Here is a 13,903-nt window from a genome sequence, read left to right on the forward strand (position 1 = left end):
CGTGGCGGGCGCAGGCTCAGCTCAGGATCGTCGCCACCTGGTAGTAGAGGGGGATCCCGATCGTGAGGTTCAGCGGGAACGTGAGTGCCAGGGACGCGGTGAGGTAGATGCCGGGGTTGGCAGCCGGCAGCGCGACCCGGACCGCAGCGGGAGCGGCGATGTAGGAGGCGCTGGCGGCCATGGCGGCGAACACCGCCGCCCCACCGGTGGAGAGCCCGGCGAGGGTGCCGACGCCGGCCCCGACGATGCCGAAGGCCAGGGGCGCGGTGAGCGCGAACGTCACCAGGAAGCGGCCAGCCTTGCGGATCGCGGCCATGTGCTCGCCCGCGAGGGTGCCGAGGTCGAGGAGGAACAGCGCCAGCAGCCCGGGGAAGAGCCCGACGAAGAACGGCTCGACCGCCGCCGCTCCGGAGGGACCGGCGACGGCTCCGATCACCAGACCCCCGCCGAGGAGCATGACGCTCTTGCCGCTCAGCACCTCGTGGATGGCGGCGCGCAGGCTCTCGGCGCCGCTGCCGTGGCGTTGCGCCAGCACGAGCGCGATCGCGATCCCGGGAACCTCGAGGAGTGCCACGAGGGCGGGGAGGAAGCCCTCCGACGGCGCGCCGGCCGCCGCCACGAAGGCCACCGCGGCGGTGAAGGTCACTGCGGAGACCGAGCCGTAGTGGGCCGCGAGAGCAGCGGAGTCCGCGACGGCGAACCGGCCGAGCCGCCGGAAGATGGCATAGGTGACGAGGGGCAGGATCGCCGCGACGGCGAGGGTTGCCAGCGCAGGTGCCCAGATCTCGCCGATGCCGGTGCGGGCGAGGGCCACCCCGCCCTTCAGGCCGATGGCCAGGAGGAGGTAGGCGGAGAGGAACGCCCCGACTGCCTGCGGGAGGCGGAGGTCGCTGCGGAGCCGGGCCGCGACGACCCCGAGGGCGAAGGCGAGGACCGGCACCGCGGTGAGGTTGGTGCGGGCCAGTTCGAGCATCTCGCTCATGGCGCCTCGAGCCGCGCCCGGAGCTTGGCGTTGCTCGCCTCCACCCGTGCCCGGAGTGCGTGGCGACGCTGGATGAGCGCGTCTCGCAGCGTCGGGTCGCCGAGGGCCAGGATGCGAGCGGCGAGGAGCGCGGCGTTGCCGGAGTCGCCGATGGCCGTCGTCGCGACCGGTATCCCGGTGGGCATCTGCACGATGGACAGCAACGAGTCGACCCCGTCGAGGTGCGGCCGCGGCACGGGCACGCCGATGACCGGGAGATGGGTGCAGGACGCGACCATCCCTGGGAGGTGAGCGGCCCCCCCGGCACCGGCGATGATCACCTCGATGCCCCGATCGGCGGCCTGCTCGGCGTAGGCCACCATGCCGGTGGGATCGCGGTGGGCCGACACGACGGCGACCTCGTGCTCGATGCCCAGCTCGGTCAGGAGCTCGATCGCCGCCTGCATCGTCGGCAGGTCGGAGTCACTGCCCATGATCACGGCGACGGTCATGCGATCACCTGTTCGCGTTCAGTGAGAGCAGGAGGACAGGCGCGCCCGGTGTGGGCGAGGCGTTCGGCGACCGAGCGCGCCGTGCGTTCGAGCGCTGCGGGATCCCGCCCGGTGACGGTGACATGGCCGAGCTTGCGGCCTGGACGGCTGTGCTTGCCGTAGAGGTGCACCGACGTGCGCGCCGGCAGGTCGACGGAGGGTAGGTCCGTGGGCCCGTCATGCACGCCGAGGACGTTGGCCATGGCGGCGGCCGGCACGATCATCGTGGGATCGCCGAGTGGCAGGTCGAGGATGGCGCGCAGGTGGTTCTCGAACTGTGAGGTCGTGCAGGCGTCGATCGTGTAGTGGGCGCTGTTGTGTGGACGGGGAGCGAGCTCGTTGAGGTACACCTGGTTGTCGACGAGGAACGCCTCGATGGTCAGGACTCCGACGTGGTCGAGGGCTTCCGCGATCGCGACCAGCGCGTCGTGGAGGGTGTCGGCGATCGGCCGGGCGACCATCGCGGGCGCAGTGACGGTGTGGCAGATGCCGTCCACCTGGTGGGTGCGCACGACCGGGTAGAGCACGTGCTCGCCGTTGCGGCGCCGGGCGATCGTGGTCGCGAGCTCCGCCGTCAGGTCGAGCTCGGGTTCGATGATCACCGGCTCGCCGGTCATGCCCCCCGCCTGGAAGGCGGCGACGTCCCGACGAGTGCGCAGCCAGGTCAGACCCCTGCCGTCGTAGCCTCCGCCAGCCCGCTTGGCGACCACCGGCAACCCGAGCTCGGAGACGGCTCGCTCGAGCTCGGCCGGGTCGCTCACCACCCGGTGCGCGAGCACGGGAAGCCCGACCGAGCTGGCCACCGTGCGCTGGATCTGCTTGTCCGCGGCCCGGCGCATGCCGGCCGGTGACGGGAAGATCCTGGTGGAGCAGGCCTCGAGGGCGTCGAGCACCGGTGGCGGGACCAGTTCGTGGTCGAAGGTGACGACATCGCATGCGGCCGCGAAGCCGACCACGGTGTCAGGGTCGCGCCAGTCGCCCACCACGAGCTCGCAGACGCCCGCGGCGCTGGTGTCGAACCGCTCGGCGAGCACGATCAGACGGCAGCCCAGGGTGGTCGCAGCATGAGCCATCATCCGGGCGAGTTGGCCACCGCCGATCACCCCGATCGCCGTAACTGCTGAGCCTGAGTTCTGCTGTTCCAAATGACGTAACACAGTTCGTAGATTGGCCCGGGCGGGCTAATCTGTCAAGTGAAACTCACGAGTAGTAGTTCGTATGTCGAGTACGGGCGGGGAACCCGTCTGGTGAGGATCGCCTCGAGATCTCCGGTGCCGGCGGAAGAGAAACGGTGGACTGCCTTTCGACCCCCGTTCTAAACTGCGGCCCGGCGATGGGGCTCGCCGTTGACCGCCACCTGGCTGATGGCTCCTACTGACCGGTTCATTCCGTGGGTCGTTCGTAGGTTCGCCTCGCCCGGTGATGCCGGACGGGCCTGAGTCTCTGGAGGTTCGACCGATGTCGGAGGGTGACGTCCCGCCCGGCTCGCCGCCCATCGCCCCGGGCCGGATCTGTGATCGGTGCGGCCTGGAATCGCCCGGGCCGCAGTGCGTGTGGTGCGGCCACGTTCATGACGACGCCGATGCGGCCGGCGCGGTGCAGGCCAGCCGCCGCGAACAGCTGGTGTTGCGTCGCGAGGGCCACGCCCGCCGGAAGTGGCTGGCGGACAACGGGCACCCCGCCTTCATGACGTGCCCGGCGTGCGGCCGATGGAGTCGCTTCGGTCTGTGTGAATGGTGCGACTTCAACATGGCCGACGAGGTGGCGGTTGCCGCACACGAGTCGCACCGCCGGCACGGTAGGGAGCACCGGTCAGCGAGGAGGGCCTCGCTCCGGGCCCGCTTGCGGCCCCCCGGACGTGCCCGGCGCACCGCCGGTGCCGTCTCGGGAGTCGACGGTGGTGTCGCTGGTCAGCAGGTGTTCATGACCTGCCCGTCCTGCCATCAATGGTCCTCGGCGCCGGTATGCGACTGGTGCGACTTCGACACGTCCGATTCCGAAGCGGTCGCCCACATCGCGGAGCAGGACCGCTTCATCCGGCGTCGCTGGCACCATCGCTTCCGGCTCTTCTACTCGGCGATCCGGGGGCTCGCGCACCTCGACATCGAGGAGCAGGGCAGGATCGTGGCCCACCTGCTGAAGTGGATCGTGTTGGGCGCGGTCGTCGGCGTGCTCGCCGGCCTGTCGTCGGCGCTCTTCCTCGCCACGCTGAACTGGGTGACCGACATCCGCATCGACCACCCGTGGTTGCTGTGGTTGCTGCCCTTCGCCGGCCTCGTCATCGGCCTCGTGTACCACTACGGCGGTGGCGACGCGGTGGCCGGGAACAACCTGATCCTCGACGAGATCCATGCGCCCAAGTCCTGGATCCCTCGGCGGATGGCTCCGTTGGTGTACCTCGGCACGGAGGTCACGCATCTGTTCGGGGGCTCGGCGGGCCGCGAAGGCACGGCGCTGCAGATGTCAGGGAGTCTCACCGACTGGTTCTCGCGTATCGCTCGCCTGAGCGCCGAGGATCGTCGGCTCATGCTCATCGCGGCCCTCGCCGGTGGCTTCGGTGCGGTGTTCGGCGTTCCGGTGGCGGGGTTCGTCTTCGCACTCGAGGTCCAGAGCATCGGGCGCATGCGCTACGACGCCCTGGTTCCGGCGGTCGCTGCTTCGCTCGTCGGTGACCTCGTGGTGCGTGGCCTCGGCGTGACCCACACACCCGTCCCCGCGATCGCCGACGTCGAGCTCTCGGCGGCCCTGGTGGGCAAGGTGGTGGTCGCCGGACTCGCGTTCGGGCTGACCGCGCTGTTCTTCGCCGAGTTCGCCCATGGCATCCGGCGGGTCTTCTCCGTGTGGTCGGTGTGGCCACCTCTGCGGCCCTTCATCGGTGGGTTCGCGGTGATCGGGCTGACCTACCTGGTGGGCAACCGCGACTACAACGGGCTGTCGCTGCCGCTCATCACCGCTTCGCTCGCCGGCGGTGCCGGGGTGGTGGCCTTCGCGTTCGCGTGGAAGTTCCTGTTCACTGCGGTGACGCTCGGCTCGGGATTCCAGGGTGGCGAGGTCACCCCGCTGTTCGTCATCGGGGCCACGCTCGGGGTCACGATGGGGCACGTCCTCGGGGTGGATCCGCAGTTGATGGCAGCCATCGGGCTCGTGGCCGTGTTCGCCGGTGCGGCCAACGTGCCCGTGGCCTGCGCGGTCATGGGTGCCGAGTTGTTCGGGACCGGGCCGTTCGTGCTCTTCGCCGTGGCCTGTGTCGTGTCCTACGTGTTCTCGTCGCACCGGGGGATCTACCCCTCGCAGCGAGTCAGCATCCCCAAGGCAGCCGACCTGCTCGGGCTGGACGACCCCGCTCCGGACACCACCGTGCACAGCCTGGCTCAGCACCGCCGGCACTGGCTGCCAGCGCAGCGGGTGACGGCGAAGGGCAGCGCCGCGGTGCGCGACGACGAAGCCGCAAGCTGACACCCCGTCGAGTCGATGCAACCATGGGAGGTGATGACGGGTCCTGACGGGTAGCGGTCGACCGGGGAGGTGGTGCGGCAGTGGCACGATCCCAGGACGATCCCGTTGTCCCGATCGACCCGGATCTGGGGGTGGCCGCCGCACGCCCGGCGATCACCCGGCGCCACCGCCGCCGTCCCCATCAGCGCCCGGATGTCCTCGCCGCGATCGCCGCTGGTGGGGCGCTCGGCACGTGCGCTCGCTACGGGCTGGGCCGGCTCTTCCCCGTCCACGCCGGTGAGCTGCCGGCGGTCACGCTGGCCATCAACCTGTCGGGGTCCTTCGTGCTCGGGTTCATCCTCGTGCTGTTGATCGAGCGGTTCCCCCCGTCGCGCTATGCCCGACCGTTTCTCGCGATCGGGCTGCTGGGCTCGTTCACCACCTACTCCTCGTTCGCGGTCGAGAGCGCACGGCTGATCGACGATGGCCACACCATCGTGGCTGGGAGCTACGTCGTGGCCAGCTTCCTCGGGGGCCTCGTCGCCGCCTGGCTGGGGATCTTGACCGGTCGCCTGGTTCCACACCGGCACCATGACCGACCAGGAAGGAAGGAAGGACCATGAGACTGCAAGGCACCAGCACGAGGCTCACGATCCTCATCGGCGAGTCCGACCAGTGGGATCACCGTCCTCTCGCCACCGAGATCGTGCATCGCGCCCACGCCGCCGGGCTCGCCGGTGCGACCGTGTTCCGCGGCGTCGAGGGCTTCGGGGCATCGAACCACATCCACACCAGTCGGGTCCTCAGCCTGTCGAGTGATCTGCCCATGGCCATCGTGATCGTCGACAGCGCCGAGCGCATCGAGGCCTTCCTGCCGGAGCTGGACGAGATGATCGCCGAAGGGCTCGTCATCCTCGACGAAGTCGAGGTGGTGAAGTATGTGGGCCGCACCGCCGGGGACCGCCCATGATCTGGGTGGGACTCGCCGTGGCCGGCGCGATCGGTGCCCCCTCGCGGTACCTGCTCGATGGCTTCATCCAGCAACGGACACGACGCCAGTGGCCGCTCGGCACGTTGGTGATCAACGTGATCGGCTCGTTCCTCCTCGGCTTCCTCACCGGCTTGCTGCTCTACCACGCCTTCCCGAGGGACCTCGAGGTGGTGCTCGGCGTCGGGTTCTGTGGGTCGTTCACGACGTTCTCGACGTTCACCTTCGAGATGGCCCGACTGGCGGAGGAAGGAGCGTGGCGTCAGGCGGGTGCGTACGCGGTGCTCACCGCGGGCGCCGGCCTCGGCGCTGCGGCGCTGGGGCTCGTGGCGGCGGGCCGGCTGTGATGCCTCCCACCGGATGACCCAGCTGTTCGCCGTGGAGCGGGTGACGGGAATCGAACCCGCGTTCTCAGCTTGGGAAGCTGATGTTCTGCCTCTGAACTACACCCGCAGAGCCCGCCCATAGTAGGCGCCCCGCTCCCCTACCGACCACGCCGCCCGCGGACGCTCCCCGTCACCGGCGCCCGAGCTCGACTCCCAGCGTTCCCGCCTTCGCCGGGTGGCTGATGGGCGGTCCACTAGCCTCGCCGCCGTGATCCTGTCTGACCACACCATCCGTGAGGAGATCGAGGCCGGCCGCGTCGTCATCGACCCCCTCGATCCGTCGTGCATCCAGCCCAGCTCGGTCGACCTGCACATCGACCGCTACTTCCGGGTGTTCCGCAACCACACGATGGGGTTCATCGACGTGAAGCAGAACCTCGAGGACCTCACGGAGCTGGTCGAGATCGGCGAGGATGACGTCTTCATCCTCCACCCCGGGGAGTTCGTGCTCGGGAGCACCAGCGAGCGTGTGGCCCTCCCGAACGACCTGGTGGCGAGGCTGGAGGGCAAGTCGTCGCTCGGTCGCCTGGGCCTGCTCATCCACTCCACCGCCGGCTTCGTCGACGCCGGCTGGGACGGCCAGCTCACCCTGGAGCTGTCCAACGTGGCCAACCTGCCCATCACCCTCTACCCGGGCATGAAGATCGGCCAGATCTCCTTCATCCGCATGACCACCGAAGCGGAGCACCCGTACGGCTCGGCGGCCGTGGGCTCGAAGTACCAGGGCCAGAAGGGCCCCCGCCCGAGCCGCTACTGGGAGAACTTCCGCTGACCTCCCTCGCGATCCCCGAACTGGCAGGGGGTTCGCGTGCTGGGGCACGAGTTTGACCTGCCGGTTCGCGGAGAAGGCCGCCGAATCGGCAGCGGAAGGGATCAGCCGGTGGCGAGCTGCTCGGCGCGGAACGCGGCCCGCTCGTCAGGAGTGCGGGTGAACACCGCGTACAGCTCGTTCACCAGGTCGTCCGCGTGGAAGGGGCGCACCAGCAGCCCATCCGCGCCCGCCTGCCAGACCCGGTCCCGGTCGTAGCGGGAGGCGGCGACCACCACCACGGCCACGTCGGCCACCTCGGGTCGCCGGCGCACCTCCTCGAGCACCCCGAGGGCGGCGTCGGTGCCGGCGCCGACGAAGTCCAGCACCAGCGCCGTGAACGGGGGTTGCCCACCCACCAGCGCGCTCATCGCCTCCTCGGCGGAGTGGGCCCGGGCCGCACCCCAGCCGGCCGACTCGATGATGCGGGCCACGAGCTCGCAGGCATCGGGATCGTCGTCGACGACCAGCACCCGGGTGGGGCCGTGCGCGGCCTCGTCAGTCTTCGATCGCCGCAGCACCGACCTGCTCGCTCCCCCGGTCGCGCTTCTCGATCGCTTCGAGCACGTGCATGGCGATGTCGGCCACCTTCACTTGATCGTCGTCGAGGCCCTCACCCTTCACCCCGTCGTCGATCATGATGTAGCAGAACGGGCAGGCGGTGGCGATGCGGCCGGCGCCGGTGCGGATCAGCTCCTGCGAGCGTTCCACGTTGACCTGCTTGCCGACGTGCTCCTCCATCCACATGCGTGCCCCGCCGGCACCGCAGCACATGCCCTTGGTGCCGTTGCGGCTCGCCTCGACCACCTCCACCCCGCCGAGGGAGCCGATGACCTTGCGGGGCGCGAGGTACACGTCGTTGTGCCGGCCGAGGTAGCACGAGTCGTGGTACACGATGCGCTCGTCGAGCCGGGCGTCGGTGAGGTCCAGCTTGCCGCTCTCGATGAGCCACTCCAGGAACTGGCTGTGGTGCACCACCTCGTAGGTGCCGCCGAGCTGGGGGTACTCGTTGGCCAGGGTGTTGAAGCAGTGCGGGCACTGGGTGACGATCTTGCGCACGCCCATGCCGTTGAGCGTCTCGATGTTCTGCATGGCCAGCATCTGGAAGATGTACTCGTTGCCCGAGCGGCGGGCAGGGTCGCCGGTGCACATCTCGGCCGGCCCGAGGATGGCGAAGTCGATGTCGGCCCGCTTCATGAGCTGGGCCATGGCCTGGGTGACCTTCTTGTTCTTGTCGTCGAAGGAGCCGGCACAACCCACCCAGTAGAGGTACTCGGCCTCCAGCGGGCTGGACCCGTCGACGACCTGGATGCCGTCGAGCTTCGCCGTCCAGTCGGCCCGCTCACCCTGGCTCATCCCCCAGGGATTGCCGCTGTTCTCCATCGAGCGGTAGGCGTTGCCGAGCTCGGTGGGGAAGTTCGACTCCATCAGCGACAGGTAGCGCCGCATGTCGAGGATCTTGTCGAGGATCTCGATGTTCACCGGGCAGTTCTCGTCGCACGCCTTGCAGGAGGTGCAGGCCCAGATCTCCTCGGGGGTGATGCGCTCGAACACCGAGTCGGCCGACACCGTGATCTCCGGGTCGACACCGATGGGCGGCGAGACCGCCGGCGAGCCCGTAGCCGCCATCACTTCGCCGGTCTTGAGCACGATCTCACGGGGGTCGAGCGGCTTGCCCGTCGCGTGCGCCGGGCACACCGACGTGCAGCGACCGCACATCGTGCAGGCGTCGGTGTCGAGCAGCTGCTTCCAGGTGAAGTCCTCGATGGTGGAGGCGCCGAAGGTCTCGAGCTCGGTCTCCATCAGGTTCGGCATGGGCTTCATGGCGCCCTTCGGCCGGTCCCGGTCACGCAGGTACATGTTCAGCGGCGAGGTGAACATGTGTCGCAGCATGGTGACCGGCAGGATGGCGAGGAACGCCAGGAACACGACCACGTGCACGATCCACCAGGTCTGGTGCCACCCGGCGAGGTGTGAGGTCCCGTCGACGAGCTGCGCGATCGGGTAGCCGACGAAGGACCACTTCTCGAACTCGGGCGAGCCTTCCGCGGCGATCCGGTACCCCTCTGCCAGGAAGCCCGTGACGGGCAGGGCGAGCAGCACGCCGAGGATCACCGCGTGCTCGGGCTTGGACTTGATGCGGATGCGGTACGGCCGCTGCACGTAGCGGCGCACGATGGCCCACACCACACCGATGGTCAGGGTGACCCCGGCCGCGTCGCCGACGAAGGAGTACGCCTGGTACACCTGCCCGTGCAGGAACTTGAGCCCTTCGGGGAGCTGGTGATTGATCTCGAGGATCGTCGTGACCGCCAGCAGCACCAGGAAGCTGAAGTAGATGAGCGAGTGCATGATGCCCGCCGCCGGGTCGCGCAACAGGGTCTGCATGTAGACCCCGGCACGGAAGTCGGCGAGGCGGCGCTTGACGTTCCTCGGGGTCGTCGCCCGGTTGTCGGGCTTGCCCCGCTCCCAGTTGCGGGTGCGGAACGAGAAGAGCACGGCGCCGTAGACCAGCAGGACCGGCACCACGATGTAGAAGGCCACCTTGAGCACGCTCGGGATCCCCCCGAACACCTCCCGGGTGATCGGGGAGTCGTCGTGCTGATTGAACACCGCAGACGCCACGCCGGACAGGACGGTGAACACACCGATCAGGATCCCGATCGCGACGACGGCGCTGGACGCCTTGACGCGCGTGGAGGAGGTGCCCGTTGGGACGTCGCGTTCGCTGGTGGAGGCGCTCATAGCAGGCCCGAAACTACTCGCCGGTAGGCTCGGTCACCGCATTCCCGGGCTGCTCGCCCGCCGCTCGCGCCGGGGGAGCAGCCCGGCCCGGCGCGGGGCGTCAACCGTAGGCTTGCTGGTCGAGCGCCCGGATGGTCTGCGCCATCGAGGCCATCAGCTTGTGGGCCAGGCCGGGCAGTTCGTCGAGCACGCCGTTGAACTCACGCTGGCCGAGCACGAGCAGCGTCATCGGGGTGTCGGCCACCACCGTCGCGGTACGGGGACCGCCGTCGAGCAGGGCCAGTTCACCGAAGTGGTCACCCGGCCCGAGGGTCGCCACCTTCCGGCCGTTGCGCTTGACGGTGGCGTGGCCGTCGATGATGACGAACGATTCCCGGCCGGTGGTGCCTTCCTCGACGAGCACCCGCCCGGCCTCCACCTCCACCTCGTCGGAGGCCTTGGCGATCTTCTGCAGGTCCCGCCTGGAGAACGAGGAGAACAGCCGGATCTGGGCCAGGTGGTCGAGGTACGACGAGCGTGCCATGCGCGGCAGCTTAGGTCCCGGCTCGGTGCGTGCGGCTGACTCGACGGTGACGCTCATCGTGGTGCTCCCATCCCGATCGTTCACGAACCCGAAACCGTGCGGAAACGCCGGTTCCGTACGGTCGCTCGCCGTGGACGTGGTCCTCCTGCGATGGCCGCTGGAGCGGGAACGGCGTGCTCACCTCGAGCGAGAGGGCCGGCCGCGACTGCTGCTGCTCGACGATGGGGTGGCTCCCCCGGCACCCGTCGATTGCCTGGAGGACTGGGTCAGGGTGCCGGCCGCGGCGGAGGACCTGCGCTCGCGCGTCGACGCCCTCGCTCAGCGGTTCCGAGCACATCACCGCGCCTCGCCGACCCTCGATGGCGATGGGGTCCTGCGCTGCGGCGAGCAGTGGGTGCTGCTGCCTCCGGTCGAAGCGAGGTTGGTGGGCGCGCTGCTCGAACGCATGGGCGCCGTCGTGAGCCGCGAGCAGCTGTCGAGGGCCGGCTGGCCGGGTGGCTCGCCGGGGCGCAACGCGCTCGACGTGCACGTGTTGCGCTCGCGGCGGCGCATCGCCCCACTGGGCCTGGCGATCCGCACCGTGCGCTCCCGCGGCTACCTGCTGGAGCTCGATCCCGGTGTACCGGTGGTCGGCGGCGAGAACGGATCGGCGACGTCAGATCCGTGTCAGGAACCCGTTCGGAACGCGTAACGGATCTCGCATCACCGGGAAACACCCTGTTCCTACCGTCGCAGCGTGGTCTCCGACGGGCCACTCGACAGTGAGGAGGACACATGCGAAGAAGGCTGTTCGCCGCCGCGACGGTCGTCGCGACCATGCTCGCGATCACCGCGACGCCGGCGCTCGCACAGGAGGGCAACGAGACGGTCGCGGAGCCGCTCGCTGCCGATGCCGTCCAGGCTGCGCTCGACAACATCTGGGTGCTGATCGCCGCCGTGCTGGTGATCTTCATGCAGGCGGGCTTCGCGCTCGTCGAAGCCGGCCTCACCCGGGCCAAGAGCGTGGCCAACATCATGATGAAGAACCTGATGGACTTCTGCGTCGGGGTGCTGGCCTTCGCCGCGATCGGCTTCGCGATCGCGTTCGGCACGGGCAACGATCTGTTCGGCACGTCGGGCTGGTTCCTCGATTCGGCGGAGTTCACCACGAACTACCTGGCCGAATCGACGCTGAGCCTGCCGACGTTCTTCATCTTCCAGGTGGCCTTCGCCGCCACGGCGGCCACCATCGTGTCGGGCGCGATGGCCGAGCGGACCAAGTTCAAGAGCTACTTCGTGTACAGCTTCCTGATCACCGCCCTGGTGTACCCGGTGGTCGTGCACTGGACGTGGGGCGGTGGCTGGCTGGCGAACCTCGACACTCCCTACATCGACTTCGCCGGCTCCAGCATCGTCCACATGGTCGGGGGTATCGCGGCGCTCGTCGGTGCCGCCTATCTGGGTCCACGCATCGGGAAGTACGGCCCGGACGGCAAGCCACGGGCCATCCCCGGGCACTCCATCCCCTTCGCCATCATCGGGGTGTTCATCCTGTTCATCGGCTGGTTCGGGTTCAATCCCGGCTCACAGCTCGCGGCTGACGGCGTCGTGCCCGCGGTGGCGGTGACCACGTTGATCGCCGGTGCGGCCGGCGGGGTGGCCGCGATGGCCGCCATCTGGCTGAAGACCGGCAAGCCCGACGTGGCCATGGCGGGCAACGGGGTGCTCGCCGGACTGGTCGGCATCACCGCCGGCACGGCACACGTCAACAACTGGGGCGCGGCGGCCATCGGCGCGATCGCCGGCGCCATCGTGGTGGCGGCGGTGCTGTTCTTCGACCGGATCCGCATCGACGACCCGGTGGGGGCGGTGTCGGTGCACGGGGTGTGCGGAGCGTTCGGCGCGCTGGCGGTCGGGCTGTTCGCCACCACCGACGGCTCCCCACTCGGTGCCGACTCGGTCAACGGCCTCTTCTACGGTGGTGGCGCCGGCCAGCTCGCCACCCAGGCCATCGGGGTGGCGGCCATCGCGGCGTTCGTGGCGGTGACGATGGCCATCGTGTTCGGTGCGATCAAGCTGCTCATGGGTCTGCGGGTCCCCGAAGAAGAGGAGCTCGCGGGGCTCGACGTCGCCGAACACGGTGCACCCGGCTACGGCCCGGACGTGCTCAGTGGCACAGGCATCGGCGACTTCTCGCTGGTGGGTGTGCCGGTCTCGGCAGGAAGGTAGGTGCAGGCCATGCAACATCTCGTGACGGCCATCATCCGTCCCCATGCCCTGGACGAGGTCAAGGACGCGCTCAGGAACATCGGCGTCGTCGGGATCACGGTGAGCGAGGTCAGAGGCGTCGGCCGCCAGGGCGGCCACACCGAGACCTATCGCGGAGCCGAGTACACGATCGACCTGTTGCCCAAGGCGAAGTTGGAGCTGGTGGTACCCACCGAGGAGGCCGACAAGGTCGCCGAGGTGATCCAGCAGGCGGCGCGCACCGGCAAGATCGGCGACGGGAAGATCTGGATCACCCCGGTCGATCGGGTGATCCGCATCCGCACCGGTGAGATGGGCGACGAGGCCCTCTGACCGGCCGGGTACACCGGACTGCCGACTCTCGACCCCCCGACGGCGGAGGGACCCGGCATTCAGCCGGGTCCCTCCGCCGTGTGCGGGCAAGCGAGGAGATCCAGCCGCCGGCGCTGGCCGGTCTGTCAGCCGGCCTGGCGCGCCACCGCCTCGGCCGCCGCCTTGGCCGCCTCGACGTCGCCCACGACGCGCTCCAGCACCGGCACGTCACGGGTGGGCCGCAGCGCTTCGTCGAGCTCGTAGCGCAGCGGCCTGCCGGTGGGGAGGTTGAGCTCGGCGATGTCGGTGTCGCTGATGCCGTCGAGGTGCTTGATGAGCGCTCGCAGGCTGTTGCCGTGCGCCACCACCAGCACGGTGGCCCCCGCTCGGAGGTCGGGCACGATCGCGTCGTACCACCACGGCAGCATCCGGGTGACGACGTCCCTGAGGCACTCGGATGCGGGGAGCGCATCCGGGGGAAGGCTGCGGTAGCGGGGGTCGAAGCGGGCGTGGCGCTCGTCGTCCCGGTCGAGCGGGGGCGGGGGCACGTCGTAGCTCCGGCGCCAGATCTTCACCTGCTCCGCGCCGTACCGCTCGGTGGTCTCTCGCTTGTCCAGCCCCTGGAGGGCGCCGTAGTGCCGCTCGTTGAGTCGCCACGAGCGCCGCACCGGGATCCACAGCCGGCCCAGCTGGTCGAGAGCCAGGTTGGCGGTGCGGATGGCTCGGGTCTGTACGGAGGTGTGCACGACGTCGGGTTCGATTCCTGCCGCGGCCAGGTCCTGTCCGCCCTGTACCGCCTCCTCCCGACCCCGCTCGGAGAGGTCGGCGTCGAACCACCCGGTGAACAGGTTGGCCTTGTTCCACTCGCTCTCGCCGTGGCGGAGCAGCACCAGCGTGTGCGTCATGGATCCGAAGCTAGGGAACAAACCCGTCGGCGGCCAAGTTGATAGTGACGCACTCAACTTTTA

Annotated in this window: 15 protein-coding genes, 1 tRNA gene and 1 riboswitch; of the genes, 8 read left to right on the forward strand and 8 right to left on the reverse strand. The window is 69.4% G+C overall.

From position 1 onward, the window contains the following. Positions 1-16: 16 nt before the first annotated feature. From V7004_RS05755 to V7004_RS05765, 3 genes are read right to left on the reverse strand one after another with little or no spacing between them, the layout of a single operon-like run. Positions 17-982 carry a sodium-dependent bicarbonate transport family permease gene (locus V7004_RS05755; protein ID WP_334142694.1) on the reverse strand — a complete coding sequence of 322 codons (966 nt, stop codon included), beginning with the start codon at positions 980-982 and terminating at the stop codon, positions 17-19. Continuing rightward, positions 979-1,473: a 5-(carboxyamino)imidazole ribonucleotide mutase gene (gene purE, locus V7004_RS05760; RefSeq protein ID WP_334142695.1), complete on the reverse strand. Its 495-nt coding sequence runs from the start codon at positions 1,471-1,473 to the stop codon at positions 979-981. The genes V7004_RS05755 and purE overlap by 4 nt, the downstream gene beginning before the upstream one ends. After that, positions 1,470-2,669, reverse strand: coding sequence for a 5-(carboxyamino)imidazole ribonucleotide synthase (locus V7004_RS05765; protein WP_334142696.1), 1,200 nt, complete (start codon positions 2,667-2,669; stop codon positions 1,470-1,472). Before V7004_RS05765 ends, purE begins: the two co-directional genes overlap by 4 nt. Before the next feature lie 163 nt (positions 2,670-2,832). Beyond that, positions 2,833-2,893, forward strand: a riboswitch (Fluoride riboswitch). Positions 2,894-2,970: 77 nt separating this feature from the next. Here V7004_RS05765 and V7004_RS05770 point away from each other — a divergent pair. The 4 genes from V7004_RS05770 to crcB all read left to right on the forward strand — a co-directional run bounded on the left by V7004_RS05770 (position 2,971) and on the right by crcB (position 6,282). Next, complete coding sequence (locus V7004_RS05770; RefSeq protein ID WP_334142697.1) at positions 2,971-4,968, forward strand: voltage-gated chloride channel family protein; 1,998 nt, start codon at positions 2,971-2,973, stop codon at positions 4,966-4,968. Between the two features lie 80 nt (positions 4,969-5,048). Beyond that, the gene (locus V7004_RS05775; protein WP_334142699.1) at positions 5,049-5,570 is read left to right on the forward strand and encodes a fluoride efflux transporter FluC; all 522 of its coding nucleotides are present in this window, start codon (positions 5,049-5,051) and stop codon (positions 5,568-5,570) included. After that, on the forward strand, positions 5,567-5,917 hold the full coding sequence (locus tag V7004_RS05780) for a DUF190 domain-containing protein (RefSeq protein ID WP_334142700.1): 351 nt from the start codon (positions 5,567-5,569) through the stop codon (positions 5,915-5,917). Before V7004_RS05775 ends, V7004_RS05780 begins: the two co-directional genes overlap by 4 nt. Continuing rightward, on the forward strand, positions 5,914-6,282 hold the full coding sequence (gene crcB / locus V7004_RS05785) for a fluoride efflux transporter CrcB (RefSeq protein ID WP_334142701.1): 369 nt from the start codon (positions 5,914-5,916) through the stop codon (positions 6,280-6,282). The genes V7004_RS05780 and crcB overlap by 4 nt, the downstream gene beginning before the upstream one ends. Before the next feature lie 32 nt (positions 6,283-6,314). On the opposite strand, the gene V7004_RS05790 is transcribed toward crcB, so the two are convergent. Next, positions 6,315-6,388, reverse strand: a tRNA-Gly gene (locus V7004_RS05790). 141 nt (positions 6,389-6,529) lie between these two features. Here V7004_RS05790 and dcd point away from each other — a divergent pair. Continuing rightward, complete coding sequence (gene dcd, locus V7004_RS05795) at positions 6,530-7,093, forward strand: dCTP deaminase (RefSeq protein WP_334142702.1); 564 nt, start codon at positions 6,530-6,532, stop codon at positions 7,091-7,093. Between the two features lie 101 nt (positions 7,094-7,194). Here the strand turns inward: dcd and V7004_RS05800 are convergent, their stop codons facing one another. The 3 genes from V7004_RS05800 to V7004_RS05810 form a co-directional block, all read right to left on the reverse strand. Next, entirely contained in the window at positions 7,195-7,650 is a 456-nt protein-coding gene (locus tag V7004_RS05800; protein ID WP_334142703.1) for a response regulator, read from the reverse strand. Further along, positions 7,628-9,874 (reverse strand): heterodisulfide reductase-related iron-sulfur binding cluster, encoded by a 2,247-nt coding sequence (locus tag V7004_RS05805; protein ID WP_334142704.1) that lies wholly within the window; start codon positions 9,872-9,874, stop codon positions 7,628-7,630. The genes V7004_RS05800 and V7004_RS05805 overlap by 23 nt, the downstream gene beginning before the upstream one ends. Positions 9,875-9,974: 100 nt before the next feature. After that, complete coding sequence (locus tag V7004_RS05810; RefSeq protein WP_208027480.1) at positions 9,975-10,397, reverse strand: cyclic nucleotide-binding domain-containing protein; 423 nt, start codon at positions 10,395-10,397, stop codon at positions 9,975-9,977. A gap of 130 nt (positions 10,398-10,527) precedes the next feature. On the opposite strand from V7004_RS05810, the gene V7004_RS05815 reads away from it, so the two are divergent. From V7004_RS05815 to V7004_RS05825, 3 genes are all read left to right on the forward strand, one after another. Then, positions 10,528-11,088 (forward strand): helix-turn-helix domain-containing protein, encoded by a 561-nt coding sequence (locus tag V7004_RS05815; RefSeq protein ID WP_334142705.1) that lies wholly within the window; start codon positions 10,528-10,530, stop codon positions 11,086-11,088. Positions 11,089-11,171: 83 nt separating this feature from the next. Further along, a complete protein-coding gene (locus V7004_RS05820; RefSeq protein WP_334142706.1) occupies positions 11,172-12,605 on the forward strand; it encodes an ammonium transporter in 1,434 nt (477 codons plus the stop codon). A 9-nt stretch (positions 12,606-12,614) separates the two neighbouring features. After that, a complete protein-coding gene (locus V7004_RS05825; protein WP_334142707.1) occupies positions 12,615-12,956 on the forward strand; it encodes a P-II family nitrogen regulator in 342 nt (113 codons plus the stop codon). Between the two features lie 125 nt (positions 12,957-13,081). On the opposite strand, the gene V7004_RS05830 is transcribed toward V7004_RS05825, so the two are convergent. After that, entirely contained in the window at positions 13,082-13,840 is a 759-nt protein-coding gene (locus V7004_RS05830; RefSeq protein ID WP_334142708.1) for a phosphoglyceromutase, read from the reverse strand. Between the last annotated feature and the right edge of the window lie 63 nt (positions 13,841-13,903).

The organism is Rhabdothermincola sp., assembly GCF_036846205.1.
In the GTDB taxonomy this organism is placed as follows: Bacteria; Actinomycetota; Acidimicrobiia; order Acidimicrobiales; family Acidimicrobilacustridaceae; genus Rhabdothermincola.

What these genes read in the sequence shown, in the direction of transcription:
- V7004_RS05820 (WP_334142706.1), top strand. Translation starts at nt 11,172, where the DNA reads ATGCGAAGAAGGCTGTTCGCCGCCGCGACGGTCGTCGCGACCATGCTC.
- V7004_RS05770 (WP_334142697.1), top strand. Translation starts at nt 2,971, where the DNA reads ATGTCGGAGGGTGACGTCCCGCCCGGCTCGCCGCCCATCGCCCCGGGC.
- V7004_RS05830 (WP_334142708.1), bottom strand. Translation starts at nt 13,840, where the DNA reads ATGACGCACACGCTGGTGCTGCTCCGCCACGGCGAGAGCGAGTGGAAC.
- crcB (WP_334142701.1), top strand. Translation starts at nt 5,914, where the DNA reads ATGATCTGGGTGGGACTCGCCGTGGCCGGCGCGATCGGTGCCCCCTCG.
- V7004_RS05805 (WP_334142704.1), bottom strand. Translation starts at nt 9,874, where the DNA reads ATGAGCGCCTCCACCAGCGAACGCGACGTCCCAACGGGCACCTCCTCC.
- V7004_RS05755 (WP_334142694.1), bottom strand. Translation starts at nt 982, where the DNA reads ATGAGCGAGATGCTCGAACTGGCCCGCACCAACCTCACCGCGGTGCCG.
- purE (WP_334142695.1), bottom strand. Translation starts at nt 1,473, where the DNA reads ATGACCGTCGCCGTGATCATGGGCAGTGACTCCGACCTGCCGACGATG.
- V7004_RS05825 (WP_334142707.1), top strand. Translation starts at nt 12,615, where the DNA reads ATGCAACATCTCGTGACGGCCATCATCCGTCCCCATGCCCTGGACGAG.
- V7004_RS05810 (WP_208027480.1), bottom strand. Translation starts at nt 10,397, where the DNA reads ATGGCACGCTCGTCGTACCTCGACCACCTGGCCCAGATCCGGCTGTTC.
- V7004_RS05780 (WP_334142700.1), top strand. Translation starts at nt 5,567, where the DNA reads ATGAGACTGCAAGGCACCAGCACGAGGCTCACGATCCTCATCGGCGAG.